General features: G+C 48.2%; 28 protein-coding genes and 1 pseudogene. 22 read left to right on the top strand and 7 right to left on the bottom strand.

Translation table 11 applies throughout. The features are described 5' to 3' along the window. Window positions 1-18 precede the first annotated feature (18 nt). Window positions 19-837 (bottom strand): polyprenol monophosphomannose synthase, encoded by an 819-nt coding sequence (locus ACIDITHRIX25_RS89265; protein WP_201732476.1) that lies wholly within the window; start codon window positions 835-837, stop codon window positions 19-21. 51 nt (window positions 838-888) lie between these two features. On the opposite strand from ACIDITHRIX25_RS89265, the gene orn reads away from it, so the two are divergent. Beyond that, entirely contained in the window at window positions 889-1,428 is a 540-nt protein-coding gene (gene orn / locus ACIDITHRIX25_RS89260) for an oligoribonuclease (protein WP_052605881.1), read from the top strand. Here orn and ACIDITHRIX25_RS89255 read toward each other — a convergent pair. Next, window positions 1,425-1,919: a glycosyl-4,4'-diaponeurosporenoate acyltransferase CrtO family protein gene (locus ACIDITHRIX25_RS89255; protein WP_201732475.1), complete on the bottom strand. Its 495-nt coding sequence runs from the start codon at window positions 1,917-1,919 to the stop codon at window positions 1,425-1,427. The genes orn and ACIDITHRIX25_RS89255 overlap by 4 nt on opposite strands. A 79-nt stretch (window positions 1,920-1,998) precedes the next feature. Next, on the bottom strand, window positions 1,999-3,123 hold the full coding sequence (locus ACIDITHRIX25_RS89250; RefSeq protein ID WP_201732474.1) for a zinc ribbon domain-containing protein: 1,125 nt from the start codon (window positions 3,121-3,123) through the stop codon (window positions 1,999-2,001). Between the two features lie 295 nt (window positions 3,124-3,418). Between ACIDITHRIX25_RS89250 and tnpA the strand changes: the two genes are divergently transcribed. Beyond that, window positions 3,419-3,799, top strand: coding sequence for an IS200/IS605 family transposase (gene tnpA / locus ACIDITHRIX25_RS89245; RefSeq protein WP_201732473.1), 381 nt, complete (start codon window positions 3,419-3,421; stop codon window positions 3,797-3,799). 192 nt (window positions 3,800-3,991) lie between these two features. On the opposite strand, the gene ACIDITHRIX25_RS89240 is transcribed toward tnpA, so the two are convergent. Then, on the bottom strand, window positions 3,992-5,122 hold the full coding sequence (locus ACIDITHRIX25_RS89240) for a glycosyltransferase family 2 protein (protein ID WP_201732472.1): 1,131 nt from the start codon (window positions 5,120-5,122) through the stop codon (window positions 3,992-3,994). A gap of 641 nt (window positions 5,123-5,763) precedes the next feature. Between ACIDITHRIX25_RS89240 and ACIDITHRIX25_RS89235 the strand changes: the two genes are divergently transcribed. From ACIDITHRIX25_RS89235 to ACIDITHRIX25_RS89205, 7 genes are all read left to right on the top strand, one after another. Continuing rightward, window positions 5,764-6,906 carry an ABC transporter ATP-binding protein gene (locus ACIDITHRIX25_RS89235; protein ID WP_201732471.1) on the top strand — a complete coding sequence of 381 codons (1,143 nt, stop codon included), beginning with the start codon at window positions 5,764-5,766 and terminating at the stop codon, window positions 6,904-6,906. A 69-nt stretch (window positions 6,907-6,975) separates the two neighbouring features. Further along, the gene (locus ACIDITHRIX25_RS89230) at window positions 6,976-7,974 is read left to right on the top strand and encodes a carbohydrate ABC transporter permease (RefSeq protein ID WP_052604466.1); all 999 of its coding nucleotides are present in this window, start codon (window positions 6,976-6,978) and stop codon (window positions 7,972-7,974) included. A gap of 11 nt (window positions 7,975-7,985) precedes the next feature. Next, window positions 7,986-8,804 (top strand): carbohydrate ABC transporter permease, encoded by an 819-nt coding sequence (locus ACIDITHRIX25_RS89225; protein ID WP_201732470.1) that lies wholly within the window; start codon window positions 7,986-7,988, stop codon window positions 8,802-8,804. Between the two features lie 173 nt (window positions 8,805-8,977). Then, the gene (locus ACIDITHRIX25_RS89220) at window positions 8,978-10,360 is read left to right on the top strand and encodes an extracellular solute-binding protein (RefSeq protein ID WP_201732469.1); all 1,383 of its coding nucleotides are present in this window, start codon (window positions 8,978-8,980) and stop codon (window positions 10,358-10,360) included. 20 nt (window positions 10,361-10,380) lie between these two features. After that, window positions 10,381-11,136 carry a response regulator transcription factor gene (locus ACIDITHRIX25_RS89215; protein ID WP_160291715.1) on the top strand — a complete coding sequence of 252 codons (756 nt, stop codon included), beginning with the start codon at window positions 10,381-10,383 and terminating at the stop codon, window positions 11,134-11,136. Continuing rightward, window positions 11,117-12,508 carry a HAMP domain-containing sensor histidine kinase gene (locus tag ACIDITHRIX25_RS89210; RefSeq protein WP_052604470.1) on the top strand — a complete coding sequence of 464 codons (1,392 nt, stop codon included), beginning with the start codon at window positions 11,117-11,119 and terminating at the stop codon, window positions 12,506-12,508. Before ACIDITHRIX25_RS89215 ends, ACIDITHRIX25_RS89210 begins: the two co-directional genes overlap by 20 nt. A gap of 900 nt (window positions 12,509-13,408) precedes the next feature. Beyond that, entirely contained in the window at window positions 13,409-13,711 is a 303-nt protein-coding gene (locus ACIDITHRIX25_RS89205) for a hypothetical protein (RefSeq protein WP_052604471.1), read from the top strand. A 235-nt stretch (window positions 13,712-13,946) separates the two neighbouring features. Here ACIDITHRIX25_RS89205 and ACIDITHRIX25_RS89200 read toward each other — a convergent pair whose 3' ends face one another. Continuing rightward, a complete protein-coding gene (locus ACIDITHRIX25_RS89200; RefSeq protein WP_201732468.1) occupies window positions 13,947-15,722 on the bottom strand; it encodes a class I adenylate-forming enzyme family protein in 1,776 nt (591 codons plus the stop codon). A 196-nt stretch (window positions 15,723-15,918) separates the two neighbouring features. On the opposite strand from ACIDITHRIX25_RS89200, the gene ACIDITHRIX25_RS89195 reads away from it, so the two are divergent. The 9 genes and pseudogenes from ACIDITHRIX25_RS89195 to panD all read left to right on the top strand — a co-directional run bounded on the left by ACIDITHRIX25_RS89195 (window position 15,919) and on the right by panD (window position 22,092). Then, on the top strand, window positions 15,919-16,152 hold the full coding sequence (locus ACIDITHRIX25_RS89195) for a hypothetical protein (RefSeq protein WP_160291716.1): 234 nt from the start codon (window positions 15,919-15,921) through the stop codon (window positions 16,150-16,152). Between the two features lie 103 nt (window positions 16,153-16,255). Continuing rightward, complete coding sequence (locus ACIDITHRIX25_RS89190; RefSeq protein WP_283770392.1) at window positions 16,256-16,384, top strand: hypothetical protein; 129 nt, start codon at window positions 16,256-16,258, stop codon at window positions 16,382-16,384. Next, entirely contained in the window at window positions 16,350-16,520 is a 171-nt protein-coding gene (locus ACIDITHRIX25_RS89185) for a hypothetical protein (RefSeq protein WP_201732467.1), read from the top strand. Before ACIDITHRIX25_RS89190 ends, ACIDITHRIX25_RS89185 begins: the two co-directional genes overlap by 35 nt. Then, window positions 16,510-17,448, top strand: coding sequence for an IS3 family transposase (locus ACIDITHRIX25_RS89180; RefSeq protein WP_283770391.1), 939 nt, complete (start codon window positions 16,510-16,512; stop codon window positions 17,446-17,448). The genes ACIDITHRIX25_RS89185 and ACIDITHRIX25_RS89180 overlap by 11 nt, the downstream gene beginning before the upstream one ends. Before the next feature lie 3 nt (window positions 17,449-17,451). After that, window positions 17,452-18,690 (top strand): annotated as a pseudogene (tnpC, locus tag ACIDITHRIX25_RS89175) (IS66 family transposase). A 71-nt stretch (window positions 18,691-18,761) separates the two neighbouring features. Next, the gene (locus ACIDITHRIX25_RS89170; protein WP_201732465.1) at window positions 18,762-19,421 is read left to right on the top strand and encodes a Druantia anti-phage system protein DruA; all 660 of its coding nucleotides are present in this window, start codon (window positions 18,762-18,764) and stop codon (window positions 19,419-19,421) included. A 32-nt stretch (window positions 19,422-19,453) separates the two neighbouring features. Further along, the gene (locus ACIDITHRIX25_RS89165; RefSeq protein WP_201732464.1) at window positions 19,454-19,855 is read left to right on the top strand and encodes a Druantia anti-phage system protein DruA; all 402 of its coding nucleotides are present in this window, start codon (window positions 19,454-19,456) and stop codon (window positions 19,853-19,855) included. Between the two features lie 916 nt (window positions 19,856-20,771). After that, complete coding sequence (locus ACIDITHRIX25_RS89160) at window positions 20,772-21,479, top strand: hypothetical protein (protein ID WP_152626129.1); 708 nt, start codon at window positions 20,772-20,774, stop codon at window positions 21,477-21,479. A gap of 259 nt (window positions 21,480-21,738) precedes the next feature. After that, complete coding sequence (gene panD, locus ACIDITHRIX25_RS89155) at window positions 21,739-22,092, top strand: aspartate 1-decarboxylase (protein ID WP_052606728.1); 354 nt, start codon at window positions 21,739-21,741, stop codon at window positions 22,090-22,092. Window positions 22,093-22,097: 5 nt separating this feature from the next. On the opposite strand, the gene ACIDITHRIX25_RS89150 is transcribed toward panD, so the two are convergent. After that, window positions 22,098-22,343, bottom strand: a complete 246-nt coding sequence (locus ACIDITHRIX25_RS89150) for a transposase (RefSeq protein WP_052606712.1) — start codon at window positions 22,341-22,343, stop codon at window positions 22,098-22,100. A 119-nt stretch (window positions 22,344-22,462) separates the two neighbouring features. Further along, the gene (locus tag ACIDITHRIX25_RS89145) at window positions 22,463-23,110 is read right to left on the bottom strand and encodes an IS1634 family transposase N-terminal domain-related protein (protein WP_201732463.1); all 648 of its coding nucleotides are present in this window, start codon (window positions 23,108-23,110) and stop codon (window positions 22,463-22,465) included. Window positions 23,111-23,247: 137 nt separating this feature from the next. On the opposite strand from ACIDITHRIX25_RS89145, the gene istA reads away from it, so the two are divergent. From istA to ACIDITHRIX25_RS89125, 4 genes are all read left to right on the top strand, one after another. Continuing rightward, entirely contained in the window at window positions 23,248-24,486 is a 1,239-nt protein-coding gene (gene istA, locus ACIDITHRIX25_RS89140; protein WP_201731987.1) for an IS21 family transposase, read from the top strand. Continuing rightward, window positions 24,473-25,261, top strand: a complete 789-nt coding sequence (gene istB, locus ACIDITHRIX25_RS89135) for an IS21-like element helper ATPase IstB (RefSeq protein ID WP_201731988.1) — start codon at window positions 24,473-24,475, stop codon at window positions 25,259-25,261. The genes istA and istB overlap by 14 nt, the downstream gene beginning before the upstream one ends. Continuing rightward, complete coding sequence (locus tag ACIDITHRIX25_RS89130) at window positions 25,258-25,794, top strand: hypothetical protein (protein ID WP_201731989.1); 537 nt, start codon at window positions 25,258-25,260, stop codon at window positions 25,792-25,794. The genes istB and ACIDITHRIX25_RS89130 overlap by 4 nt, the downstream gene beginning before the upstream one ends. A 311-nt stretch (window positions 25,795-26,105) precedes the next feature. Then, a complete protein-coding gene (locus ACIDITHRIX25_RS89125) occupies window positions 26,106-26,675 on the top strand; it encodes a hypothetical protein (RefSeq protein WP_201732462.1) in 570 nt (189 codons plus the stop codon). Window positions 26,676-26,702: the final 27 nt, after the last annotated feature.

Below are 26,702 nucleotides of genomic sequence, written 5' to 3'. Positions count from 1 at the left end.
AAAACTACTTTTGAGTTATTATCCCTTAATTGAAGAGACAAGGGTTCGCACCACGCTCTTATTGCCCTTGTGATAAGGAACAAAATCGGTGTCATTGCCTCGTAATTGACGAAAACGTCTCTGGAGTCCCCATACGCTACAAAGGGAGATCGCCTCGATTACTATCATCCTTGACATCTTGGAGACGCCTTCGGTGCGTTGATTGAAGATAATCGGCCGTTCTGCGATCTTGGCACCAAGAAGAGTTGCCCTAAAGACCATTTCGATTTGAAATCCATATCCATCAGCGCTCACCGTATCAAGATCGATCGAATCCAAAAGCGACGGACGATAAGCTCGAAAACCTGAAGTCGCATCCTTGACTGGGATTCCTAACGCGATGCGAGCATATATGTTCCCACCCATGCTAAGTGCAAGACGGCTAGGCGATAGCCCAGGTGATTCGCCGCCGGGAATGTACCTAGAGCCAATGGCCATATCTGCGCCATCATCTAAAGCATTCAAAAGCTCAGGAAGCGCCTCGGGCTCGTGTGAGAGATCAGCATCCATCTCAATCACTGCAGTCGCACCCGATTCGCGTGCCAGTTTGAAGCCAAATCGATATGCAGAACCAAGACCAGACTTTGCAGGACGAACCCGAATATCGATGTACTCGTCATCAACCACAAGAGCCTTCACCAGATCCGCTGTACCATCAGGCGACGAATCGTCAACTACAATCACACGGGCATTTGGAACCGCCAGGCGAATTCTATTTAGGGCGCCTACGATATTTCCAGCCTCATTGTAGGTTGGAATCACAATAAAAGGTTTTTGACTAGGTCTGATATCGGTCACGATTCTCCTTTACCCTTACATCATACCCCCAAGATAGCTAGACTTCGTAGGGTGCTAGTTTGGATAGATCTTGAAATGACCGGCCTCGACCCTAAGAGGCATGTAATAGTTGAAATTGCGACAATCATAACCAACGATGAATTAGAAGTTATAGAAGTGGGCCCTGACCTGGTTATCAACGCTTCGGAGGAACAGCTTTTAGAGATGGATAGCTACGTTAAATCCATGCATTCCACTAGTGGCCTTTTGGAGGAGATTCGAAGTTCGACAGAAACCATCCAGAGCGCAGAGACAAAGACGCTTGACTTCATAAAGTCCCATATTAAAAGCCCAAGAAGTAGCCCTCTTTGTGGAAATACAATCGGTACCGATCGGCGATTTCTAGCTGAACATGCTAGCTCAATTGATGATTATCTTCACTATCGATCGATAGACGTCTCTTCGATCAAGGAACTTGCCCGGCGATGGGCTCCTAAAATTTCAGCTGAAACGCCCACTAAAAAACGAGGACATAGGGCGTTGGACGATATCATGGAGTCGATTGAAGAGCTTCGCTACTACCGCGAAAGCTTCTTCAAAAAGGACTCCTAAGAACCTTTCGACTCAATCTTACGCAATAAAAGTTCGAATCTGTAGGTCGAAAATTTAATCGATAACAAACATGGAACGTTAGCGAAAAAGACGTAAATACCCATAGTCACACCCATCCAATACGGATTGAAGAAAAATGGAAAAATCCAAAGGATGATCAGGATCTGATGGACGAATGATGCACGGACAAATTCCTTTTGCATAGCCTTCATCCCATCGAGGTCACGACTTCCGAGGTGAGACTTAGAAACCCCACCGCCAAAGAAACCACCGGCTTCGGGCAGGTACGACTTCCATCTATCGACCCTCGTTCTCATCCGCAAGAAAGAGATTCTATCCGACAGCGAGCGCCCACTTAGGCGCTCTAGTCGTGGAGATAGCCACCTAAGGGGTATTTTGGAGGCGATAAATCCAACCAAAAAACTCATCGATAGCCAATAGATACTATCGATGACCACTAAGGCCCATAAACCGTGAAAGGGTAGCTTCATTGAGAGGTGAACCTCCCCGCCCTTACGGACGGGGCTTCTGGCTCCGCCGTTTGGTTGGGGTTACCAAGCATCGCTCCCGTCACGCCACCACGACCAACTGGTCTGGTACCGATGAATCGGTACTGGTGGATGAGTTTGCTAGCTTCGGCTTGCTAATCTGAGTTGCCTCAGACAAGGCCCGGTTCTGGGCACTACTTCGGGCTCTGGCCTTGCGGCACTGCACCTTGGGGTGTGCTTCACGTTGATCAAGTGACCAACGTTCGACAGCCCGGAGATACGTGACTCGGACTTTTATGTCCGGTCCAATTGGAGTGTATTCCCCGCATAACGCCTTCTGGAGGATATTGATCGCTCCTACAGCGTCTCGATGACAAGTAAAACCACAAATAGGGTTCTTGCATCGGTAGGGCCGACCTGATGGTCGATTGCGTGTCAAGCACGCTGGACAGGTCTTGGTTGAACCTGATTCGTTCAGGAAATCTAGGTCTAATCCGGTCTTGTCTTTGAGGTAGCGTTCCTGTCGACCCCTTGACCACTGGGAGAATTGTTGACGACCGTGGCGGCCCATGCGCCGCTTGGACTTGGTCTCCTTCTCAATACCCCTCACGTCACCAACTATAACTCTGGCGGTGTTGTGGCTAATGACGTGATTGGCCGCCTTGTTGGAAACCTGATGATCAAAGTCACGAAGCGATAGCTTTGCTTTGGAGTTGATCTTCTTCTTCGCAGTTACCAGCCTTTTATGCTTCTTAGATCCATTCTTGCACTTGCTGATCTTGTGCTGTAGTTGACCGACGGCCTTGTTTCTTTGTCGTTTGATAGCTCGGGCTTCGCGTCCATTGATAATCGTTACGTCTATGGTCTTGTCATCTACCCAAGTAGCTAGCGCCATAGAGTTGATGATTCCTTCGTCGATAGCGGTGACGGCGTCTCCATGGGAACTTACGCGCACCGTCTCATAAGGGATATGCAGACTGAATCGTCTTTTATCTCTATCCCAGCACAGTTGAATCTCACCCCATAGCCCAGGGTCAACTTCTTCGCCAGTTGCAGAATCTAAAACGGTGGGAATAGAAAGATCTATACGTGGACGGCCCCTACCTAGTGACAGGTGGAGCTGACTTTTGGAGATACGCCAGCCAGAGTTCTTCGAGAACGATAGAGGCCGGTAGTTCTTCTTACGCCAAGGAGATCGGATCTTCATACCTTTCTTATTGTTTGTTCTAGCTGTGGTTATGGCCTCTGAGAGATCGTGAGCGATTGTCTAAAGTGGTATGGGCGTGTAATGGACGGTCTTGGCGAGGTATTGAGTTGAGGAAGGCTTGAATGTCGTACTTATTAGGAGAGCGCTTGGCTTTCCATTCGCCATGGACCCAATTGACCGCTTGGTTCCATAACAGTGCTGCTCTATGGCACGAGTCATGGGCTAGACGATAAGAGGCCCCTGTCAGAGTGACGGGCACGATAGCTGTTGTATACTCTGTGCTTCTACTAGCCATTTGATAACTAATATAGCATTATCTACTAAGGACTATATTTCACTACATGACGATGATTGGCGCAATGGAAGGCATGTGGTATATCAATTACATGCACACATCGTCTTGGTACCTAAATATCGACGTAATGTCATGACCGAGAGAGTTAGTGACGAGATCAGATCTGCCCTCATTGAGGTGTGTACTCGTTTCGATTCCACCCTTGATGCTTTTGAGACAGACGGCGATCATGCCCACCTACTGATCACCAACGCAGCTAAAGTTGCCCTGTCGAGACTGGTGATGTCTATGAAGACACTTATCGCCATGAGAGTAAGGGCAAAGAACTGGCCCGAAGTCCGAGATGTTTTGTGGGGGGAGCACTTTTGGTCGCCCTCCTAGTCGATAGTGTCTTGTGGTGGAGCCCCATTAGAGGAAGTGAAACAGTACATAGAAAACCAGAAACTCCCAAGAGGTAAATCAGGTAGACCGAGAAAGAATTAGGTCGCTTGACCCCTCCCTCACGGAAACCGATTGCGCTCTCGTTGGTTCAGACTTCTCCGTTAGGTCGGGCACAACTTCTAAATCGGTAGCCTATCTTTGAAGCGACCTCCCCTTCCATGAAACCTCTCCCCCAAAGATCACCTTGAAACCCGAGCGCACCAATACCCAGAGAAAGACGAAAAGAGCAATCGGATAAAGGAAAAAGAGCACCGATGAGTACCTACCTATTTCACGACTTGCAATCCAAACCGTTACGGCCCCAAAGAGGTATCCCCCGATTGCGATAAAAAAGCCCTGGCGACCAGAGGAGAAAAACAATTGTGGAATCGGATAGAGCCACATCGTAATAACCACAAAAGTTGCTAAAAATGATAGTCCGGCGACACTCGTTGCTCCTTTGGCGAAGTTCTTTGTGAACCCCGCCACCATAGAGCTAAAACCATCTGGATACATCCTAAACCAAGCCACTTTTCTAGAGGATGTAACCCCAATGGCCAAACCAGCCTCTTGATAAAGTTGCGCTAGGGCTACATCTTCAACTATTTGGTCATGGACCTCGGCATGTCCACCACTTTTGCTATAGCTCTCTCGAGTGGTAATAAGTACTGGACCAAAGATCGCCTTGGGCCGCTTTGATTTGAAAAATGAGATCGCCCCGGAGGATAAGAGGGCGACCAAATTGAAAAAGAGAGCAAAGGATTCACCCAAGGTGAAACAGAAATGAAACGGTTGGACCGAATAAAGGTCGACCTTCGCCTCAACAACATCGCTAATTAACCTAAGGACTCCCCTTTCAATCCTAACATCGGCATCTAAAAATACCATTATCGGATTGCTCGTCGCCTCAGAGCCGAGGTGGCAAGCGAAGTTTTTACCGATCCAACTCGGTGGAAGTTCTGTTGATGAAATTACCTTCGCCCCCTTTGCGCTTGCGATAGTCGCCGTACCATCCGACGAATCATCATCGACCACCAAGACCTCAAAGGATGAAAAATGTCTTGCAAGATCAGCGCTGCGAATCGCATCAAGACAGTCGCCAATACTTTTTTCTTCATTACGAGCAGGAATGATTATAGAGATACCCAACTCACCTAGGGCAAAAAGTGATCCGGAATCCAAATCATCACTCTGGCCCTTTCCAGCGAATAGAGACCTACCCCCTAAGAAAAAAAGCGCCAATAGGCCCAGAGGGTAAATTAGAGACAGGTGAAAGGCCACCATCAAAACCTTAGCTACTATTCAGTTCAAGTAGCCATCCGCAATTGAAAAGCACGGTTGAGAACACAATTGAAGAGATCCATCTAAAACTTCTACCGAAACCACGTCGAATGGCGAACCGCCAAAATGGAGACTTTAACCTCAAGGAGACAAGGCTTCGAAAGCAAAATACTTCCTGAGCAGATTGTAAGGAAGACGTGGCTCGAAAATTTAGATCGAGAGCTCAAAGTTAAAAAATTCAGAACTATCATATCTACACCTTCAAGGTGATCACATAAAACCTTAGGGAAATCTAAGAATCTAGCCCAGTAGGGTTGCAACCAAGGCCAAAGAAATCTCATCCAAGCCATAGATGTGAAAGCTACAAATCACCTACCGAATTCACTGACCCAAGGGATCGATCCTTTGATGGGCCAAAATCTTTCGAATGGCCCCCATCAAGGTCTTACTTACCATATGAAGCCAAAATGCCAAAGGTTAACAATTTAGCAAAGGACTAATTCACGAAATATTCAGCCCTGGGTACCTTTGGATATAACCCCAATTAATTCACACCAAATAGAAAATAGGTACAGAAGAGGAATCGGCAATTATGTCGTCTACCTAGAGAAGTAGTTTTACAGAAATCGAAAGGTGATCATACCTTGACATCCATAATGCTGGAATCACTGACTAAATCCTACGGAAAGGCCGGAACGGCTGTCGTAGATGGGATCAACCTTGAAATTGAAAACGGTGAATTCGTCGTCCTCCTAGGGCCATCTGGCTGTGGCAAAACCACAACTCTCCGAATGATCGCAGGTCTCGAGAAGGTAACCTCAGGGAGCATCAAATTTGGCGACAAAGTGATGAACGATATCCCTGGTGATCGACGCAACGTTGGCATGGTCTTTCAGAACTACGCCCTCTATCCACATATGTCGGTCTTTGAGAACCTCGCATTTGGCCTAAGATCTCGAGGAACCACAAAGGTCGAGGCTGCAATTCGCGTGGATGAAGTTCTTGAGATGCTCGAACTAAGCGCGATGAAACGACGCAAGCCCAGGGAGCTATCGGGTGGTCAACGCCAACGGGTCGCTCTTGGTAGGGCCCTGGTGGGTAGACCTTCGGTCTTTTTGATGGACGAACCTCTCTCTAATTTAGATGCGAATCTCAGAGAGCAGATGCGAATCGAGATAGGCAAACTCCATCACTCACTTGGCATCACAACAATATATGTAACCCATGATCAAGGCGAAGCCCTGACCCTGGCTGACCGCATCGTCGTCATGCACAATGGAACCATAAAGCAAGTTGCAAAACCAAGAGAGATCTACAACTCCCCGGCCGACTCGTTCGTGGCAAAATTTATTGGCTCCCCAGGAATGAACTTGACTGAGGTTGAACTGCGTACCGATGGCGATCGCATTAGGGGCGGAGAGGCTATATCGCTTCCCAGAGAGGCAGCCCGAGTAGTAGGCTCACACCTAAATAAAAAGGTCCTACTCGGGATACGACCAGAACTACTCTCTCTAGTCGGCGACGAAAACGACGCAAAAATCGTAGGCGAAATCCAATTGGTAGAACAAATGGGAAGCCAACTGCAAACCTATTTCAAAATAGAGGGTCCCAGCAGTAGCCAAAACTTTATTGCTAAGCTTCCCCCAGATTCCACCCCACGAATCGGTGAAAAGATAGCCCTCTTCGCGCGCCCTAGCGACCTACGCTTCTTCGACGCCCTTAGTGGAAACGCTTTAGATCGATTGCTTGATATAGATGAAGTCAAGGCAGAGTCACTAGTTGGATAGAACAATGACCACAAAAAGTGCAAATCCAATCGAGATGAAATCAATTCCAGAAAGCGTGTCTAAATCGAAATGGCTCTAAAGATCTCCAACAGACCAACTACCCTTCCAGGGGTAGACCTAAAGCTAGAAGCTACTAAACCTCGTAGATTCGAACGTCAGCGAGATATGGCACTGATGGTTAAGGAGAAGCTCGTTGGCTATGGCTTGATCCTTCCTGCTGGTGCAGTCTTTCTGGTCTTTTTCTATATACCTGCAGCCTATCTGTTGGTCATAAGCTTCTTCCACTGGGGCATACTTTCACCTACGGCAAATTTCGTCGGCCTCAAAAACTTTAGAATCCTATTTCACCAGCCGTTATTTTGGCGATCTCTTGTCAATTCTGCCTATTACACACTGGTAATGATTCCTGCCACGACCCTATTGTCACTAGCGGTCGCAATGTTGCTTAGAGATGGTATGCAATCCAAGCGAGGTGGCATCTGGCGAGCTGCCGTCTTTCTGCCTCACGTTACCCCTGTAGTAGCCACTTCGATCATATGGGTTTGGGTCTTTAATCCACACTTTGGCCTGGCAAACTACGTACTAAGCCTACTTCATCTTCCGGCACTCGGATGGCTCGAAAGTACCACTTGGGCACTACCAGCCGTCATGATAGATTCCCTGTGGCACTCTCTTGGACTATACGTAATCATCTTTCTGGCTGGGCTATCTAGGGTTCCCCGTGAACTTATAGAGGTCGCAACTCTAGACGGAGCGAAGAAATATAGGATCTTTCGGCGAGTCATATGGCCACTGATCTCACCTACTACCTTCTTTGTGGTCATTCTTTCAACTGTAAATACTTGGCAAGCATTCTCCCAGATCTACACGATGACCGGCGGTGCACACGGAGGAGCTGGTGGTCCAGCATTCTCAACTACGACTGATGCAGTATTGATCTTTCAAACGGCCTTTACCTATCTCCACTTCAGTCTGGCGGCGGCGATGAGCTTCATCTTGTTCTTCATAATCCTCACACTTACAATGGTCCAGAAGTGGATCTCAGATCGAATCGTCTTCTACCGATGAAAGCTACCGCTATGACCCCTGGACGCATTGTCAATCGAATCTTCGTGGTTCTTGTAAGTTGTATATTTGCATTTCCACTTTATTGGATGGTGGTAACAGCATTCAATACCCATGGGGGAGTATTTTCGATACCACCTCGGCTAACGCCAGCGATGCACACCGGCGCATTTAGCTACGTCGTCACCCATACGAATTGGCTTCACTACATTGCCAATACCGTCTTAATCGCCGGATCGACCGTCCTGTTAGTCCTGATCACCTCGGCAATGGCTGGTTACGCACTCTCTGAAATCAAATTTCGAGGATCATCGGTCTTTTTCATAATGATCGTAGGCGTAATGATGCTCCCAACCCAAGCCCTTTTGATTCCACAATATTCAATAGCGCTCCATCTACACCTCCTCAACACCTACATAATTCAGATCATACCATTTGCGGCATCCACCTTTGGAGTCTTTCTGTTTAGGCAATTTTTCAAGAGCCTTCCCAGGGAGTATTGGGAAGCAGCCCGATTGGAAGGCGTTGGACATCTAAGGTACATTATCAAGGTGGCAGTGCCCTTGGCCAAACCAGCGGTACTAACCGTGGCCCTTCTAACCTTCATCTCCTCATGGAACCAATTTCAATGGCCCCTAATTATGACCACTTCACATTCTGTTCAACCTATCGAAGTGGCATTGAGCCATTACATGCAAACGTTCGAGGCAAACTGGAGAAAATTGACCTCAGCGGCGATCTTGGCACTTACGCCGATCGTAATCCTCTTCTTCCTTCTGCAACGCCACATCGTGGCGGGGGTTGCTGGAAGAGATAGCGGGGTCAATATCTGACCCCTATTCGAATACACCTCTAGCTCCGACCATACCCCTTGTGTAATCAAGAGATCCAACGAGCTGGCGGCAGTGCGAATTTACCACCTAAAAAAAGATGGCCATCGACTCCGAACGTCGACGACCATCTACACAACAACTACTAACACATAGTCGAAAGGTTAATTCTAACAATGCAAGCTTCGCAAAGAGCCAAAAAATCTAAAGTTGATCCAAATTCCATCCAATCTTCCATGGCTAACTGGAATTTCGCGAAGTCCAAGACAAGGAGGAATCTACTCGGCTCTGCAGCTGCGGCAGCAATAATCCTTAGCGCATGTGGAAACTCAAGCGCATCCGCGTCAACAGCTACTACCAAGGCCGCAACCACGGCAGCACCCGTTTCATTTTCTCTCTGGGAATCACATAATGGCGGCCCAGTTGGCGCTGCAGTCACGGCTCTCGTCGACAAGTTCAATGCGAGCCATCCAAATATCACGGTCAAGGTAGTTGTGACGAAGGCGTCATCAAAACTTCCAGCTGCAATTGCCGCTGGAAATCCGCCAACGCTAGCTGAAATTAGCCACTACGATGGGACACTCGTAAAGGGAGGTGCCTTAGTTTCATGGAACTCCTACCTAAAGGGATCCAGTGAGCTAACCCAATCCAATGTCTTCCCATCGGTTTGGACTAATGGTTTAGTCCAAGGACAGCACTATCGAATCTTGGCTAGCGCGAAGGTCTCAGAGGTCTTCTACAATGAAACTCTCTTCCAAGCCGCCGGCATCACGACAGCGCCAACCACGTGGGCTCAACTTGCAACCGACGCTGCCAAACTAAAGAGTTCAACTGTTATTCCAATCGGTTGGAAGGACTCCTCGGCCCATATACTTCCAGCGATTCTAAGCAACGGTGGAAGTATGCTCGCCGGCGGAAACGCCGTTGGAACGTCGGTAAATTTCAATAACGCCGCCACAACCTCAACATTTACTTACTTCAAAAATCTATACTCCTCAGGGGATCTAGTCTTTGACCATGGTACAACGCTGCGACAAGATCTGGCATCGGGCCATATGGCAATGATCGATGGCACATCAGCTGGTGAGCAAAAGCTGCTAGATGCGGTCGGTGGAAAGTTCAAGGTAGGAGCATTCGTTGAACCCGCTGGCTCAACTGGTCATGCGGCCAATCTGGTCCAAGGGCTCGGCTTTGTACTCCCAAAGGGACACAGTCCAGCACAAGACCAAGCAGCATGGACCTTTGTATCGTGGTGGCTTCAACCAGCACAGCAAGTATATTGGGATGAAAATACTGGCTTTGCTCCCGAAACCCAAACCGGCGCTAGTGCCCTTCCGGCCTCGTTTCTCTCGACCCACTCTGGACTAGCTGCATCGGTTAAAGCGATGCAGTCGCCATATACCTATGGACGCCCAGTAAGCGACCGTTACGCACAGGTCCAGGCAGAACTTGACTCAGCGTTTCAACAAGCTGTAACTGGTGGTATGACTATAAGTACTGCGATTTCTCAACTTCAAAGTCAAGGCAACTCCTATATGAGTGGAGCAAGCGCAATTTAGCCATGGAGTCTTTGGATCATATGCAAAAGGCAGTTAGTTCACCAAAGGGCGACGAGTGGATTGGTAGAGTCCTCCTGGTTGAGGACGACCTTGAACTCGCCAGTGCGCTTGCGCGTCGAATGGAACAGGAATACTATCGCGTCACGATCTCAAATAGTGGCGAGTTAGCGATACAAGAACTAAGCAAAAATTACTTTGACATCTTGATCCTAGACATACTCCTACCAGGAATGTCAGGGCTGGAGGTCTGCAAGATTGCAGTTCAGGGCTGGCCCGAACTAGCGATCTTGATGATCACCTCCCTCGGCGGCGTCGAAGACGTAGTCAACGGGTTAGAACTCGGCGCCGATGATTATCTGGTAAAGCCATTTGGTTTCGCGGAACTCAAAGCAAGATTGCATGCGATCCTTCGAAGGGGCGATCGCGCTAACGAAAACAAATCGTTGGCGCGATCGTCTGGCGGAAACGAAGTCGACAAATTCGGCGACCTTGCTCTAAGTCCCATCGACCGAAGCGTTACTTATCGCGATAATACCATAATCCTACGACCACGAGAGTTCGAGATACTAGACCTATTTCTAAGGCGGCCTGGGGTCGTCCTTACACGTAGATCCGTGGAGCTGATACTACAAAACAAGGGAACTACGCTCTCCAACGCCACACTGGACTGGCACATTCACCAGCTTCGAAGAAAACTTCAGGCCGAAACCGGTAGGCCGTTCATAAAAACGATCTACTGTGTTGGCTGGTGTCTAGATGAAAATTGGAACGACTGAATTGTCGATGAGAATGCGGATAGTCTTATCCGTGGCCGCGCTCACCTTATTTATCACTGTCGTAGCGAGCATTGGATTTGACGCATATGTCGGCTCCGCTACTAGAGCTACCCTGGAGCGCTCTCTGAGGGGGCGGATGGATCGCCTTCAGATTGCCACACAACGCCACTTAATCCAACTAAACACCAGCGGCAAAAAGATAATTCTGGTTCCGGATCAATCGGTATCTCAGGTATTGTCAAAGAATCTAAGGATCTTATATACAACCAAGGTAGCAGGCGCTAAAGCACTGTTGACCTGGAGCCAAATGAATGGACACCTTGGCAAACCGTACTACATTACCCTCCCCCACCAAGGTTCATCGAGCCCCTATATTCTTCTAATTGAGAAGATCCCATCGACTCACGGTGAGCTAGCTATCGTTGGGAGCTCTACTGACAAAGTTGACGATTCGCTCAATATCGCTGAGGAACTCCTGGCTATCGGAGGCATCAGCGCAATAATATTTGCAAGCCTTGGTGCAGGATTACTCGCCTCGATCGTGCTAAAACCTGTAGAACGAATGCGAAAGCAGGCACAGGATCTCTCAAAGGGCCACTCGATGGATCGACTCAGCAACCCCGGAACCGGCGATGAGCTGGCTGCTTTGGCCGACACCCTAAATGAATTTTTAACTAAAATCCACGACTCCACCCAACTGCAGCGTCGATTTATCGCTTCCGCTAGCCACGAATTGCGAACGCCCTTAGCTGGGATGAAAGCGGAACTCGACTCCCGATGGTCTAGCTCGTTCGGGAGCGACCCGGCGATTTTGATGGATCGAATTGAAAAAAGAGTCGACAATCTCATCTATCTGACCGATGGCCTCCTCAAGGTGGCACAAGGCCAAAGCAAAACCATTCCCCTTAAATTGACCGATAGTGATTTGGAATCAGTCATCTCCGCAACTCTCACAAATCTCTCACCACAGGCAAGTGCCGCCCAGGTCCGACTCGTTCTAGATGTCACCCAAGATGTCCATGCCTACGTTGACCCAGTGAGAATCTGCGAAATATGGGAGAATCTGACGTTAAATGCGATTCGACATAGCAGACCTGGAGGTATCGTTGAGATAACTATCGATCAAAGTTCCACACAGGCCATAATTGCCATTCGTGATCATGGTGACGGCTTCGATCGGGAGATTCTCGACCACGTCTTCGAGCCTTTTGTCAGCACTAGTCCTGGCTCAAATAACTTTGGCCTAGGTTTAAGTTTGGTTAAACATCTGGTGGTGGCTCACGGAGGCGAAGTGGAGGCAAGAAACCACGATCAAGGCGGAGCCGTAGTAACTGTGCGACTTCCAAAAGCGAACCCCGTGGCGGGGTCGTAAAAATCCAAATCCAATCTCTGCTTGGACTTAGTTCAATACCGCTCAGTTGAACACCGGCACACAGATCTGAGGCGGATGCTCAAGTTTAGGCCAACTGTGGTGATAAAAGCGTTTGATCGCCCACTTCAGGACCTTGCGCTTGACTAATCGAGGGTTGGAACGCAATCGAAGCGGCGGGTTGAGACGCATTAAGAGGGTATCCATGGCAAAGACCAAGATAAGTTCTGCTTCGGTTGTTCCTACTGGGGAACCCGATACCCTCAACTTAAGGTTGAGACATTACACTCAGAGGTAGCATCACCAGTGTTAGGGATCCTCTTGGGATAGGTCGTTTAGTTGGGTCAGCGGGCCGGCTCGAATAACGAAGAGTCCGCTTGGCGTGGCGAGGATTTGACCCGCCATGACATTGCCTATTTTTGACCGAAGCGATAACTCTAAGTGTGGCGCCTATGCATTGGTCAATCGTTTGTGAGAGAAGGGGGGGGGAAGCGGCCGGGTCTCCAACCGGGCCGCGCACTGCATCAAGACCAGTGATAAATGAGATTAGTAGCGGGTCTTGCTTTGTCATCTCGCCAGCTGCGACGATTAGCTCACGGATCGCAGGTTAGGCGCACAATAGCGCCCAAAGTTCTTGTTGTGCTCCGTCTGGGGTCTTGGTGAGTATTCCAAAACTCTTTACCAATCATTCCAGTAACTCTTTACCAGTGCTTTTAACCTACCATAGGGGCCATTGTGAAATGACCGTTTTGGCGTATTCGACAGCAACGCATTTACTCAAAATGGTTGCTTAGAATTCAAGAGCTCCCCTTGAGCGTTTCTTTGGATCCAAAGAAATAAGCAGTCCCGTAATTGGATCTGAAAGTTGTGTTCTTAGCTCCATTGAATTCGAACTAAAGAGGTTTGATTCCAATACGTAGTATTGGAATCGGTTACCCTTCTTTTTATTATCTGTTTATCGGTAGTAGCGATGATGGGACGACTCATCATCGCAAGAGAGCGCATAAGACCAGTAGCAATACTGGCCATGCTCAAAGAGACGAGAACAACTCTCGGACAAGTGAGAATGAAGTTCGAGACGAGAACCTTGAAAAAGGTGAAATCGCAATGAGTGAGCTCACTACTTATCACTCAGTTTCAACGGTAGCCATCTTGGTGCTTTCAGCAATCCCTCGATTACCCGATCTCTTTTCGTTGTTTGATTAGGGGTTTCAACATTAAAATTTCAATTATCGTCTTTGATCCAAGCCTTTAATCTTCTTGGTTTATTAGCTCCTGTTGTCAAATTGTGGCCCCTTATGCAATTGACGTGATCTCTCGTCGTTAGAACTCCCGGGCCGAGAGCCCTAACTCCAAGTTGACCTTTAGCCGAACAGTTAATAGAAATGGAGAAAGGGGAGAACTGGGAGATAGTTGCATATCCCTCTTCCAAAGTGATGTTTTAGCCGAGTGAAGAAGGTTGATCTAGGATCGTTCGGCTAACTTCTTCCCGAAGTTGCCTCTTTAGGATCTTGCCAGTCGGGTTACGCGGGAGCAGCTGGTCGTAAAAGAAGATGTATTTGGGAACCTTAAAAGCGGCTAGATGTTGGGCTACGTAGGATCTTAAGTCCTGTTCGCTGATTGAGATCCCCGGATTGCAAGTTACGATGGCTGCGACCTCCTCCCCCATAACTAAGTCCGGTATTCCAATGATGGCTGCGTCGACCACTCCGGGAAAGTCATACAATACGGACTCAACTTCGATGGAATAGATGTTCTCGCCTCCTCTGATAACCATGTCCTTTGCTCGATCGACAATATAGACAAAGTCTTCTTCATCCACGTAGGCTAAGTCGCCGCTATAGAACCATCCATCCCTGAATGAGTCTTTTGTTGCTTGAGGTTTATTCCAATAGCCGTCAACGATATTGGGACCCTTGATAATGAGTTCACCTACTTGATTAGGGCCTAGCTGGTCGCCGCTATCGTTCACAACTGCTAACTCTACGACGGGCAATGGCAAACCAACAGAATCTGGTTTTTCTAAATAGTCATCGCCGGAGTTCATGGTTGCAACCGAGGAGGTTTCGGTCAGACCGTATCCATTCGAAGGACTACCCATGGGAAAGTTTTCTTTTATCTTTCGCACTAACTCAGGTGGGCAAGGCGATCCTCCATAGGTAATCAGTTTGACGCTTGAGGTATCTCTCATAGGAAAGTCGCGCGAATTTAGGACCTGCCAAACCATCGTCGGCACACCCCCAAATGCGGTGACTTTTTCTCGTTCGATCAATTCCAGTGCTCGCTCTGGGTTCCAGCGATACATCATGATTATCTTCGATCCAGCAAAGGTATTTGGTATCAATACACCGTGGCAGCCTGTGGCATGAAAGAGTGGAACCGATAAGAGGTATGCATTTTGTTGTTTGTCTCCATTTGAATCAAGGGCAGTCCTTTGGCTTGACGGATATGCCATTTGGTTTCGAGCCGATATGTAAAGAACGCTTATTAGGTTGGTGCAAATGTTGCGGTGAGTTCCAAGGGCTCCTTTCGGAGCGCCTGTGGTGCCAGATGTATAGAAGATCGTTACGGGGTCGTCGGGAAGGATTTCAACTTGAGGAAGGAGGTCGCAATAACCATCAATCACCTTGCCAAAGTCCAAGATTTTAAGGGAACTGTCTGAATCGCCAAGATCGGGAATCTCTAGATCGGCAAAGGTTGCCTCGTTGCACCTAACGACCAAAATAGTTATCTCTTGGAGTGTTTCAACAAGTCCTTTTATCGAGGGCACAATCCGGCTATAACGTTGGGCGTCGACAATTACCACTTTGGCCATTGAATCGGCGATGCCATATTCCAGCTCTTGCTGTGTCCACCAGGCGTTTAGCGGAACAGCGATGGCACCAATTGACGATATCGCCCAAAACGAAATGATCCATTCCGGGTAATTTCTCATAGAAATCACAACCCGATCGCCTTTTTTGACGCCGAGAGCTATCAGCCCGTGGGCGGTCTTAGCTACAAGAGCTAGATGTTCCTGGTAGGTTATTCGTTCGTCTTCATAGACCAGGTAGGTCGCGCTTGCGTGCTTTGTCGATCGTTCCAAAATATCTCTGAGAGAATTTGGGGTTTGACTCCAAGTCCGATAGGTCGTCCCTCGAATGTGCGTATCGGTAATTTCAAATCTTTGCCCTGGCGCCGTCAATATCTGGCGAATTTCGTCAAGTTTAGCTAACATATTAAAACCATAGCTAGATTAGCGTTTTCAGGCGACCCAAAATGATTTAATCGAATCAGATAGCTGGAGAAGGCTTTCCTAAACGCTACAACCAACGAAAAGAAAGGTAAACGTTCGGTGAACCCGTACCACCCCTGACGAAAACAGGGACTGAACACGAAGCGCTAGATAGTGTTAACTGGTAGTCATGGACAGTTTGAATACAACTGAGACAGCGTACTTGCGGGCAGAGATAGAACGTCTGGCTGATGACAACGCGCACTTGGCCCACGATAATGCCCGTCTTCAAGCGGAGAACGCCGAGCTTCGAGCACGGGTTAGTGAACTCGAAGGCCAGATTGGTGCACTCTCGGAGAAGGTGGTAACGCTTACCAAGCTCGTCTTTGTAAACTGCGACGTTTTTTTACCCACCATCAGCGATAAAAATTGACCCAGCCAATTGAGTTCAATAGTAGTTGTTGGTGTCTGAGGTTCCCCAGATTTAGTGGACACCTGTTAAGCCAACATAGATTGTTGGTAGAAAGGATGTCATCATGGGAGCAACAAGGCGTAAATTCACCCTTGAGTTCAAGACTGAAGCTGCTCATCGAGTTATAGATTCCGCCACGTTCGTTCCAGAGGTAGCTAGTGAGCTATCTATTTCGAAAAGAGGCTCTATATAGGTGGGTAAAAGATGAACGAATACGTCTAGAGGCAGCTTCTAGTGTCAATGAAGGACCACTGAGCGCTGATGAAAGAAGAGAACTCATAAAGCTTCGTCGTGAGATGGCAGAGCTCAAAAAAGATAATGAGTTCTGAGGGAAAGCCAATCGCGTACTTTTACAGCCAAGCAAGCAAACAAGAAAGATTTGCCCTGATGGAAGCGGAGTGCGCTAACTTTGAGATAGCACGAATGGCGCGACTACTTGAAGTGTCTCGATCTGGCTACTATGCCTGGCTACATCGGTTAGAGAACCCAGCCGATGCCAAGGTGGCTAGAAATGACCTTGAGGCAAAGATACTCTCCATTCACAGGGAATCTAATGGAACTTATGGCGCTCCAAGAATCACCGCTGAGCTTCACGATCGCGGGGAGGTAATCAGTAAAAACAGCGTTGCAACTCGGATGAGAGATCTTGGAATAGAGGGTATATCCCCCAGATCATTCAAAGTCAAAACCACTACCGCTGATCCAAAGGCTTGTTATCCCAGTGACCTCGTCGAACGTGACTTCGACAAGGGATATCTAAATGCCGTTCTTACCTCGGATATCACTTACTTGCGAGTTGGAGAGGGATTTGCCTACCTTTGTGCTATTCGTGATGAGCACTCCGGCAGGGTGCTTGGATATTCTGTCGATCGCCACATGAGGACAAGCCTTGTCATTGAAGCACTCCAGCAGGCAATCTCCCTCAGGGGAGACGATATCCAAGGCGCAATTTTCCATACCGATCGCGGGAGCCAATTCACCGATCGTCGCGTCGTGGAACTCTGTGAACAGAATGGCATTATCCGGTCAATGGGTAAAACTGGATCTTGCTACGACCATGCAACAGCTGAATCGTTCTGGTCGATCTTCAAACACGAGTACTTCTACCGGCACGTATTTGAAGGTATGTCCGAATTAAGGGCTGGGATTAGGAGTTACATGGACTTTTATAACCATAAAAGGCGGTACTCGAAGATCGGTAACGTCTCACCAGTTGGTTATGAACTAACATTATTGGAGTCCGCCAAGGCGGCGTAGTCAATGTGTCCATTATTTATGGGCAACCTCAACCTCTATCAGATCGACTGGCAAGTACACATCGTGCGACACCGACATCGCCGCCCTACTTACCGGCGCACCTGCAAGTGTCAGACTCGGGGCATGCTCGTCGCACCGGTCCCGGCCAAGCCAATCCCCAAGGGAATGTTCACTTCAGGGTTCCTGGGCCGCTTGGTAGTGGAGAAGTACGTGATCGGGCGTCCCTTGGAACGCATCGTCGCAGCTCTCTCAAATGACGGGTTCGAGGTTTCAAAAGGCACCTTGACAGGAGCGCTCAAGGCGCTTTCGGACCTACTTGAGCAACTTGACGCAGCGATTAGGGAGAGGAACGCAAAGTCGGCGCATCTGCACATCGACGAGACATCCTGGAAGGTGTTCGAGGCGGTAGCTGACAAAGCGGGCAACCGCTGGTGGCTGTGGACCTTCCTCGGTCCCGACACCGTGGTGTTCTTGATCGATCCCAAATGCTCGACGAGAGTGGTAGCCGAGCATTTGGGTATCGATATAGATGCGGGTTCGCTCGAACCTGGCCGACAGCTCCTGATAAGCTCAGACTTTTACAGTGTCTACCAGTCCCTTGGTGCACTTGAGGGAGTAGACCCGTTGTGGTGTTGAGCACACATCAGGTGCTACTTCATCCGCGCTAGCGATGCGCATCAAGAGCTGCGGAGTTGGACTACTTCATGGCTCGCTCGCATCGGGTCGCTTTATGTAGCACATCATGCACGCCAAGCACTTGAGACGGGAACTACCGGGCGCTTACGCGCTGAGGAGGACTTTACCAGGATCATCAGAGCAATGGATACTGCCAGAAAGGCTGAGGCTTGCGATCCGACGCTTCACCCTGGGGCCATAAAGGTGCTCGCAACACTGGATCGTGAATGGGAAGGCCTTTGCCGTCATGAAGAGTTCCCCGAGTTGCCACTCGATAACAACCCAGCAGAGGCTGTACTTCGCAACCCGGCAGTAATACGCAAGAACTGCTATGGATCCGGTTCAATATGGGCAGCCACCCTGGCCGCGCGGATCTGGACCATTACCGCCACCGCCCAGCGTGCTGGGTGCAACCCACTCGCCTATCTCATCGCCTACCTACAAGAATGTGCCGCCGCTGGGGGAAGGGCCCCGAATCCCGCCGCGCTGGAGCGGTTCTTCCCCTGGGTTGCGAGCGAGACTGATCTTGTTGAGTGGCGCATGTCGCCACCTGGTCCAATGCCATGAGTGAAACACTGCGCTACTGTGGGCGGGACTTCTCCCAAGCAGACCTTGAGGTCATCTCCGACCTGATCGCTGTGTACCCGACAAGACAGGCAATTGCTGACGCAGTCTGCGAGGCGCTTGGCTGGTATCGTCTCGACGGGCGCAAGAAGGACATGTCGGCGCGCGTTGCATTGTTGCGTATGGACAGAGACGGACTCATCACCTTGCCCAAGCCACTGCATGGCAACGGCAACGGACTCATCACCCGCTACGCAAAGCCAATCGCTGAGCTACCCTTAGCCTATCCTGAATCGCTCGACGATCTCTGTCCAATCAAGTTCGCCATAGCAGATACCAAAGCCCAAAAGCAGCGCTGGCGAAACCTCATTGCAAGCTACCACTACCTCGGCTACACCACCTTTGCCGGTGCTAAGGGGCGCTATCTCATCGAGAGCTCCTCTGGAACTATCGGTGCGATCGGCTTCGCTGCCTCGCCATGGAGCTGCGCACCACGCGATAACTATATCGGCTGGGACAAAGCGACCCGCGAGACACGGCTGCACCTTGTGGTTGGCAACGCGAGGTTTCTCATTCTTCCTCAGGTACGTGTTGTGAACCTCGCCTCATACATCCTCTCCCGTGTCGCTCGCCGCCTCCCCCTGGCGACTGGCTACTCGCCTACGGGTACCAACCAGGGCCATTGCAAAGTCCAGCTGAATGTCGCTTTACCTGGCCTGACACAACAGGATTGACGTTTTGTTTCAGTAGCTGTTAGAAATAGAGGATGCAAGAACCGCCAATCGATGTGGGCCGGATAAGCGTTCGTCCTATCCTTCTGAGCGAGCAGGCCCGTTTCGATGCTGGTCTCGATGAGCATCACTGGCTCGGTCACCGTCTCGTAGGTGAAACGATGCGCTATGTAGCGCTATCTCCAGACGGGGAATGGTTGGCGCTGGTTGGCTTCGGAGCTGCTGCGCTTGCATGTCGTCCACGAGATAGCTTTGTTGGCTGGAGTGATGGTGAGCGTTTGGGTGTTAAGGTAATCGTTATCGACGTTAGCGAGAACTCTACCGCCAAAGAAGATCTAGAAGATGATGTCATTGAGATCGTGACCGTATTCTCGGCCAGGCTATATGGATCACACAACCAAAAAACAAACGGGTTATCGAGGGGCTTCAAGATGTAGCCAAAGAGGCAAAGCCATTACTGCATGTCGCAGCCTCATCCTGTGGCTAGTGTTATGAAAGGCGCGATACGCCTAGTTATATTACCGCTCAACGAGGAAAAGTAGACGAGGTGTGCTCGGCAGTTGGGCACTATAGCGGCCCAAAGGAGTATTGGCAGCTTAGCTTGGCCAGGTTAGCCCATGGAGATTAATAGGTAGAAGCAGGAGCTTCCATGACTCCGTCACGGCACAAAGTTTATACCCCGCTTACACCTCGAGCGCATCAATGTCCATCTGATGGACCCAGCCGCTTTTGATGCCGCAGACACCTGCATTCGTCATTTCGATTCCCCTCTTGCCAGAGGTAATGTCAAGGCAAAGAGGCGTAGACTCTTCAGCGACGAGGATGATAGGCATTATACCTGGGCTTGTATAACACAATACGTCACAATTGGCCAGATCATGGCTGGAGGTTTGCCAGAGAATTTCACTGTGACTATCTCTACAAAAAGAGTGAAGGATAGCCTCGTACCCACACCGTGTCATTCGAGAATATACTTGACAATAGTTGGCCGAAAGTTATCGAGTCTCGCTCCATCTCTCTGGACTCCAGCTTGTGTTCAGAGCTTGTATTTAGTGGTCGAAAATGACACCCATAAAGGCAAAACCAGACGCTATTTCAAGGTTGTTGGCATTAACACTCGCAATAAAAACGAATCCCACTACTTCCGTCTGTCATCTCTTTAGCATCAGGCAACATCAAGGTTGTACTCGATGAAGACCACAAGCGAGCCTTCATACACGTAAGCTACGACGTTGCGCACCTAACCAAGACTCTACCGGGCCCGTACTAGGGCCTTGACTGGGAAACCAGGGAGGCCGCTACTAAAAGGTCGGAGTTCGTCATAGTAGCGAATATGCCCCAGTGCTAAGTCCTATGACAAAAGGCTCGAATGAGACCGGCAATGAAAAGAACAGACTTCATGCTCGATCAAAGAGAAATGCTGTTCCAGACATGGACGACGCATTGCCAGAAGTAACCTGGATGCGAGGAGACACCAAGGTCGCTTCAGGCGCGCAAAGGCATAACTATGGACCATCTCGGGCGCTACAATCAAAGAAGTGGTCCATGGAGCCGAAAACAGAACATGCGAGTCTCGCAGGGTTCCACAACTTCCAGGCTCGAGACCTCGATACGTCATTATCGAAGACATATCTCAAGCAAGCGCTAAGGCTAGGTCAAAACAAATATCTCGACTCTCTGATCCTCATGGGCTCCTGGTGGGCTCCTCATGGGCGAGGAAAGGGAATCCAGAACACATTGCGGTACACGGCCATGGTGGAGGTTCCGGCATCAATACGGTCAACCGTGAGCATTCCAAAATCTTTACCAGTACTTTTAACCCAGCACAGGGGCTATTGCGAAATGAGCATGTTGGCGTATTCGATAGCAACGCATTTACACGAAATGGTTGCTTCAAATTCAAGAACTCTCCTCGGACATTTCTTTGGATCCAAAGAAATAAAAAGTCCGGTAATTGGATCTAAGAGTTTTATTTTTAGCTTTATTAGATTCGAACTAAAGGGTTGTGATTCGCATACGCTGTTTTGGAATCAGCTGCCCTTTAGTCCTACCCCCGGCTGAGAGTTGTTCATAATCCTCAAAGAGACAACGATGACTTTCTAATCCAATAACGGGAGGTTTTTGTACAAATAAATCTCAAAAAACGAGGCATCTAGTACCGAAGTTCAGGTACATTAATGTTGGTCGCAAGTTGTGCCACAGCCACGAATCCAGAGGAAGATCATTTCGAAATTCCCGGGACTTTAGTAAGTGCCCAGCTCTAGACCATAGGGTGGTCGCAGAATTGACCCCAAATAACTACATCGAAAGGACTGGAGCGATGCGACGGAGAATGCTAAAGGCTAAAATCCACCGTGCCACGGTTACCGACGCTAACCTACACTATGTCGGTTCGGTCAGCATCGGTCCGGAGTTGCTCGCCGCAGCGGACATTCTCGAAAACGAACAGGTGATGGTGGTTGACATCGATAATGGCGCCCGGTTAGAGACCTATGCCTTAGTTGGAAAGCCAGGTGAGGTATGCTTAAACGGTGCCGCTGCTAGGCTAGTACACGTGGGAGATAAAGTCATCATACTCACCTACGCTGACTTTGAAGAAAGCGAAGTGAAAGGCCATTCTCCGGTGGTCATTCACGTAGACGCTACAAATAAAATTACCTATTCACCCAGATAAGTAACTTATACTCCTATGGGACTTTCTATGCCAAGCGGCACTCGGCGAAGACGCTCAATCGATGCACCTCCTATGAATTCGAACCCCCGAGAATGGCCCTCCATGAGGTTGGCGATATCTTGTGACCTCTGGGCCTCGACATAGACGTATCCCGAATAACCAAGAGTCATAACAAATATTGACGCTTCGAAACTTACCTCGCCACTTGTGCAATCATAAATTGGTATTTTCTGCCCGGCGTAGTCAACCATTGCAACGTCACCTTAGAGCGTGATGAAGGACCATCGATATCTCTTTGGATTCATCAAAACGGGCAAGTTTCTCACAGAAACTTGAGTATCCATAGGCATGATCTTCGCCTACCTCGTATTCATATTCGCACCAAAGCAGGTATCTGGTAAGGTTTTGTCGCTTGCCAGCCTCCAATTCCTTTAGCACTATCGCGAAGTCGGGTTCCACCTTGTTGGCTACCCTCAGTAAGATGACGTCGAGATAGTTGGGTCTCAATAGCCCCTTGACGCTGTAATATCCAATCCATTGCTCCATATAGATCATCAGTAGAAGCGTCACCAACACCAAAGTCACAAGCGATAGTAGTGTCTTGCCACCACCGGGTGGTGGCAAGCTTAGAAGAAGGACTTGTCACTCTTGCTATTACAAGTGCGAGGATAATGTCTCGCTCTTTGGATTCTGGACCCAATAGAGATGCAAGCTTCAACTTATTGGCCATTGCAGCTATTGCTGCTACATGGCCATGAAATAGAGATCTCTCTATCTCAAATTCCCCTCCTGCTACTACATGGCTTTTACCAGCTAATGATTCACGAATAACTTCAATTGTTACAGAAGGAAGATGAGAGAGATTGGCTAAGGTCTCATTCTTGACCTTACCGTCTTCGCGATAAGACCTTCGAAGGAGATGGCTCTCATAGACCTTGTCCTTGTAGTTACGACGAGTGGTATGTACATGAACCCCACTACCGCGACGAGCTATACCAGATAGCCTAGCAGATGCCACTAGATCTGTCCAGTAATTTAGTGCCTACATTGTCTGTAAACAGCGGAATTAAATTGACCCACCATCAGCGATAAAAATTGACCCACCCAACAGACAATACTCTTGAGTGAATATCCACTTTCACGAAGGAGTTTTACATGCTGAAGGGTAGGCCACTTATGAACATATTTGATTTGAAGCAACAAGGTCTCAGTTACCGAGAAATTGCCCGAGAAACTGGACATTCAAGAAACACCGTACGTAAATATCTAAGAGACGGAGCAAGTTCTAAACCAATCGAGACAAAGCCACAACGAAACTCAAAACTCGATCCCTATAAGTCTGAGATCGATCGACTTGTATCTGAAGGACTTCTGAGCGTTCCGGCAATCATGTCAAGAATTGTTCCACTGGGTTATACCGGTAAAGAAAGTATCTTGAGAACATATGTCAGTAGTATCAGACCACCGGCAAAGCCAAAACAGGTAGCTATCAGGCGATATGAAACCCAACCAGGTAAACAGTGTCAGTTCGATTGGGGAATATTTAGCTATGTCGATTCGAGAGGAACAAAAAGACATATTCCCGGACTATATGTAACACTTGGACGAAGTCGCAGGAGTTATCTGGAATTTGCACTGAGTGGCGATATATACGGTCTTATAACTTGTCTGATCAATGCCTTTTTCTACTTTGGTGGACTAACCGATGTGTTTCTCACTGATCATATGAAGACCGTGGTAATCGGTGGAAACGGAAAAGACGGATATCAGTTCAACTCGCAAATGGCAGATCTGGCTAATTTCTTGGGAATATCAATCAAACTATGCAGAGTGAGACGGCCAGAAACCAAAGGCAAGGTAGAACGAGGGATTAGATATGCCAAGGAGAACTTCTGGCCTGCTAGAACCTTTAGCGATCTAGCTGATCTAAATCAACAAGCCCTTATCTGGTGTAGCGAAGCAGATAACCGGATTCATCAAAGTCTCGGTATTACCCCAAATGAAGCCTTCATAGTAGAACAGCCACACTTAGGACCACTTCCAACCCGGGAGACATTGTACGGTTTTGAAAAGAGAATCAGAAAGGTAACAGCTGATTCGTTTGTCTCATTTGCTGGAGTCAAATACGGAGTACCTTGGAAATACTCACTTTCACAGGTAGAGGTACTTCCAAAAGAGCGAACCGTTGAGATTTATTCAAACGGAGAGTTGATAGCTTCTCATCAACTTACCTACCAAAAGCGCTCGTTGGTTTACCTTCCTCATCAATACAGCGGGATCACTGCTGAAGCTGGCAGACTGGCTCCTCCGGTACTTGTAAGACAAATCATTGACACTTCAGTTGAGATCCGTTCGCTTGATGAATATGTGGAGGCTGCAAATGTTAGATCTTGAATTAGCTCAAAACCAGCTAGTAGAACTGGGTCTTGGCCATATGGCTGAACTATTAGATGCCAAGGTATCTTCTGCAACTGAAAAAGACCTTTCCTATTTGGCATTTCTATCTGAACTATTGGGAGTTGAAATTGAATCAAAAAGAAAAAGGACCTATGAGATAAGACTGCAGACCGCGGGACTGCCGTTTAGGAAGTCATTTTCAGATTTCGACTTCAACTTCTGTCCAAGTATTGATAAGGCATTTATCTCTGAACTACGTTCTCTGGCCTTTATCTCTAGTGCCACCAACCTGGTCCTTTTGGGTCCGCCCGGGATCGGCAAGACTCATATTTCTGTAGCACTTGGTCTTGAGGCAATCGCTGGTGGATTCTCTTGTTATTTTACTACATTGTCAAAAATTGCAAACGACCTTTCCAGTTCCTACAGTCCAACCAAGATGCGAAAGTACACCTCTCCTAAGGTACTGATAATCGATGAAATGGGATATAGGCCACTTGATCGAATGGCAGCGAATTATTTCTTTGACATTATCTCCGCCAGATACGAAACCGGAACCGTAATCCTTAGTTCCAATAAGGGCTTTTCCGAGTGGGGCGATCTCTTCTCAGATCAAGTACTAAGTACTGCAATTTTAGACAGACTGTTACACCACTGCCATGTAATCAACATCAAGGGCAACAGCTACCGGCTCAAGGATCGAATCAAACAAGGAATCTATACCAACCCACAAACTGGTGACAACGCCAAGAAAGGTGAAGAGGTGGAAAAATGAAAACTTCCTATCATCACTTCCGCTACCTAAGCGAACCTAATCCGGTCTCAAATGATTTCCAATCAGTGGAAGAGATACAAGTACCGAAGAGCCAATACCTATTTCATAACGTTACGGAACTATCTCAGCTGGGATCACTAGAGCGAACCCGAGAACCATTTCATAACGTTACGGAACTATCTCAGCTGGGATCACTAGAGCGAACCCGAGAACCATTTCATAACGTTACGGAACTACCTATCTCAAAGATCTGCGAGAGACAGGGGTGTGATCAAATACTTCCGGAACATTGCATAGGAAGACCACAAAGGTATTGCTCAGCAGCTTGTCGTATGGCAGCTCATAGACAGAGGAAAAGAGGCCCGATTAGAGCAGAGGTACATTTTGGTTCTGCAACTACTCGGAGTAGACCAGAGGAGCGATCCTGGATGGTCAAGTTACTTCGAGATAATGAAGAAGTGATAGTCACCTTCGGTCAAACTAGAGATAATGCAGAACGTCTTACTGCTCGGCTAAACGAATTTCTCTACTGAGATTTTCAGATACACGGTGACTTAGAAATGAGACACTTTTACTGACACCAACAACTACTATTGAACTCAATTGGGTGGGTCAATTTTAAACCGCTGATGTGGGTCAAAAAAACGTCGCTGTTTACATTGTCAGCCCAAAAACAAGAACTTGCCCAGGTAGAGGTGAGAATTTAGGCCAAAATCAGTCGTAAGTTCGGCCTAGGTCAAGAACTAGCCCCCGCAAAATTAATAAAAGTTCCCCAAACGAAAGCTAACCCCACTGACCATGAAACCTAAATTGCTAAACTACTTTTCGACTTGAAAGGCGAAAGTTGAGCGAAACTAGAACTAATGTAACGATAGGAACAAGCTTTTCTGCAAAGTTATCGGCATATAAGAACGCCAAAAGGTTCGGCCTCCTTTGCGCGAGCCTTTGGCTGTATTCGCTTCTCCTCTTAGCAGTCTCGTTGACCTTCACCCTGGGCGCTGCCGCTGCGATCGCTATCTCAGTTGTTATTGGCGTACTCTTATTCCTCTATGGATTCATCAATTGGAGAAATGAAAAGATGAGATGGGCATCTCCCAGTGAGTGTGACTCCTCTGGCGGATGTGGAAAACCTGAATGCGACAGTCCCGGCGCCAGCTGCTCAACAAAATTTAGCAATGAGATCGATCGAAGAATCTTTGAGATGGAGATCTCTAAGCTAAGCTCGCTCTTGCGATCGCGAATTGGCTTTGATTCGATCTTCTTCGCCCTTTGGTGCCTAATTGGAATCGCAATTGCGATACAAGACCACAGCAATTCAACGCTATTTGGCGGCGCATTGGTGTCGGTCACGTCTCTAATGGTAATTCTCGGAAGATTCGAACTGTCCAGGATAGCTTTTTCTGATAAAAAATAACGAAAGTTATCGACCCCATCTTCAAAA

The sequence above is a fragment of the Acidithrix sp. C25 genome (genome assembly GCF_904848545.2).
This window is presented reverse-complemented; position numbering and strand designations above follow the sequence as displayed.

Coding starts and splice junctions, on each gene's coding strand:
- ACIDITHRIX25_RS89255 (WP_201732475.1), bottom strand. CDS start 1,919: ATGAAGCTACCCTTTCACGGTTTATGGGCCTTAGTGGTCATCGATAGT.
- ACIDITHRIX25_RS89250 (WP_201732474.1), bottom strand. CDS start 3,123: ATGAAGATCCGATCTCCTTGGCGTAAGAAGAACTACCGGCCTCTATCG.
- ACIDITHRIX25_RS89240 (WP_201732472.1), bottom strand. CDS start 5,122: ATGGTGGCCTTTCACCTGTCTCTAATTTACCCTCTGGGCCTATTGGCG.
- ACIDITHRIX25_RS89230 (WP_052604466.1), top strand. CDS start 6,976: ATGGCTCTAAAGATCTCCAACAGACCAACTACCCTTCCAGGGGTAGAC.
- ACIDITHRIX25_RS89225 (WP_201732470.1), top strand. CDS start 7,986: ATGACCCCTGGACGCATTGTCAATCGAATCTTCGTGGTTCTTGTAAGT.
- ACIDITHRIX25_RS89220 (WP_201732469.1), top strand. CDS start 8,978: ATGCAAGCTTCGCAAAGAGCCAAAAAATCTAAAGTTGATCCAAATTCC.
- ACIDITHRIX25_RS89215 (WP_160291715.1), top strand. CDS start 10,381: ATGCAAAAGGCAGTTAGTTCACCAAAGGGCGACGAGTGGATTGGTAGA.
- ACIDITHRIX25_RS89210 (WP_052604470.1), top strand. CDS start 11,117: ATGAAAATTGGAACGACTGAATTGTCGATGAGAATGCGGATAGTCTTA.
- ACIDITHRIX25_RS89200 (WP_201732468.1), bottom strand. CDS start 15,722: ATGTTAGCTAAACTTGACGAAATTCGCCAGATATTGACGGCGCCAGGG.
- ACIDITHRIX25_RS89190 (WP_283770392.1), top strand. CDS start 16,256: ATGGGAGCAACAAGGCGTAAATTCACCCTTGAGTTCAAGACTGAAGCT.
- ACIDITHRIX25_RS89180 (WP_283770391.1), top strand. CDS start 16,510: ATGAGTTCTGAGGGAAAGCCAATCGCGTACTTTTACAGCCAAGCAAGC.
- ACIDITHRIX25_RS89165 (WP_201732464.1), top strand. CDS start 19,454: ATGCAAGAACCGCCAATCGATGTGGGCCGGATAAGCGTTCGTCCTATC.
- ACIDITHRIX25_RS89160 (WP_152626129.1), top strand. CDS start 20,772: ATGACAAAAGGCTCGAATGAGACCGGCAATGAAAAGAACAGACTTCAT.
- panD (WP_052606728.1), top strand. CDS start 21,739: ATGCGACGGAGAATGCTAAAGGCTAAAATCCACCGTGCCACGGTTACC.
- ACIDITHRIX25_RS89150 (WP_052606712.1), bottom strand. CDS start 22,343: ATGGTTGACTACGCCGGGCAGAAAATACCAATTTATGATTGCACAAGT.
- istA (WP_201731987.1), top strand. CDS start 23,248: ATGCTGAAGGGTAGGCCACTTATGAACATATTTGATTTGAAGCAACAA.
- istB (WP_201731988.1), top strand. CDS start 24,473: ATGTTAGATCTTGAATTAGCTCAAAACCAGCTAGTAGAACTGGGTCTT.
- ACIDITHRIX25_RS89130 (WP_201731989.1), top strand. CDS start 25,258: ATGAAAACTTCCTATCATCACTTCCGCTACCTAAGCGAACCTAATCCG.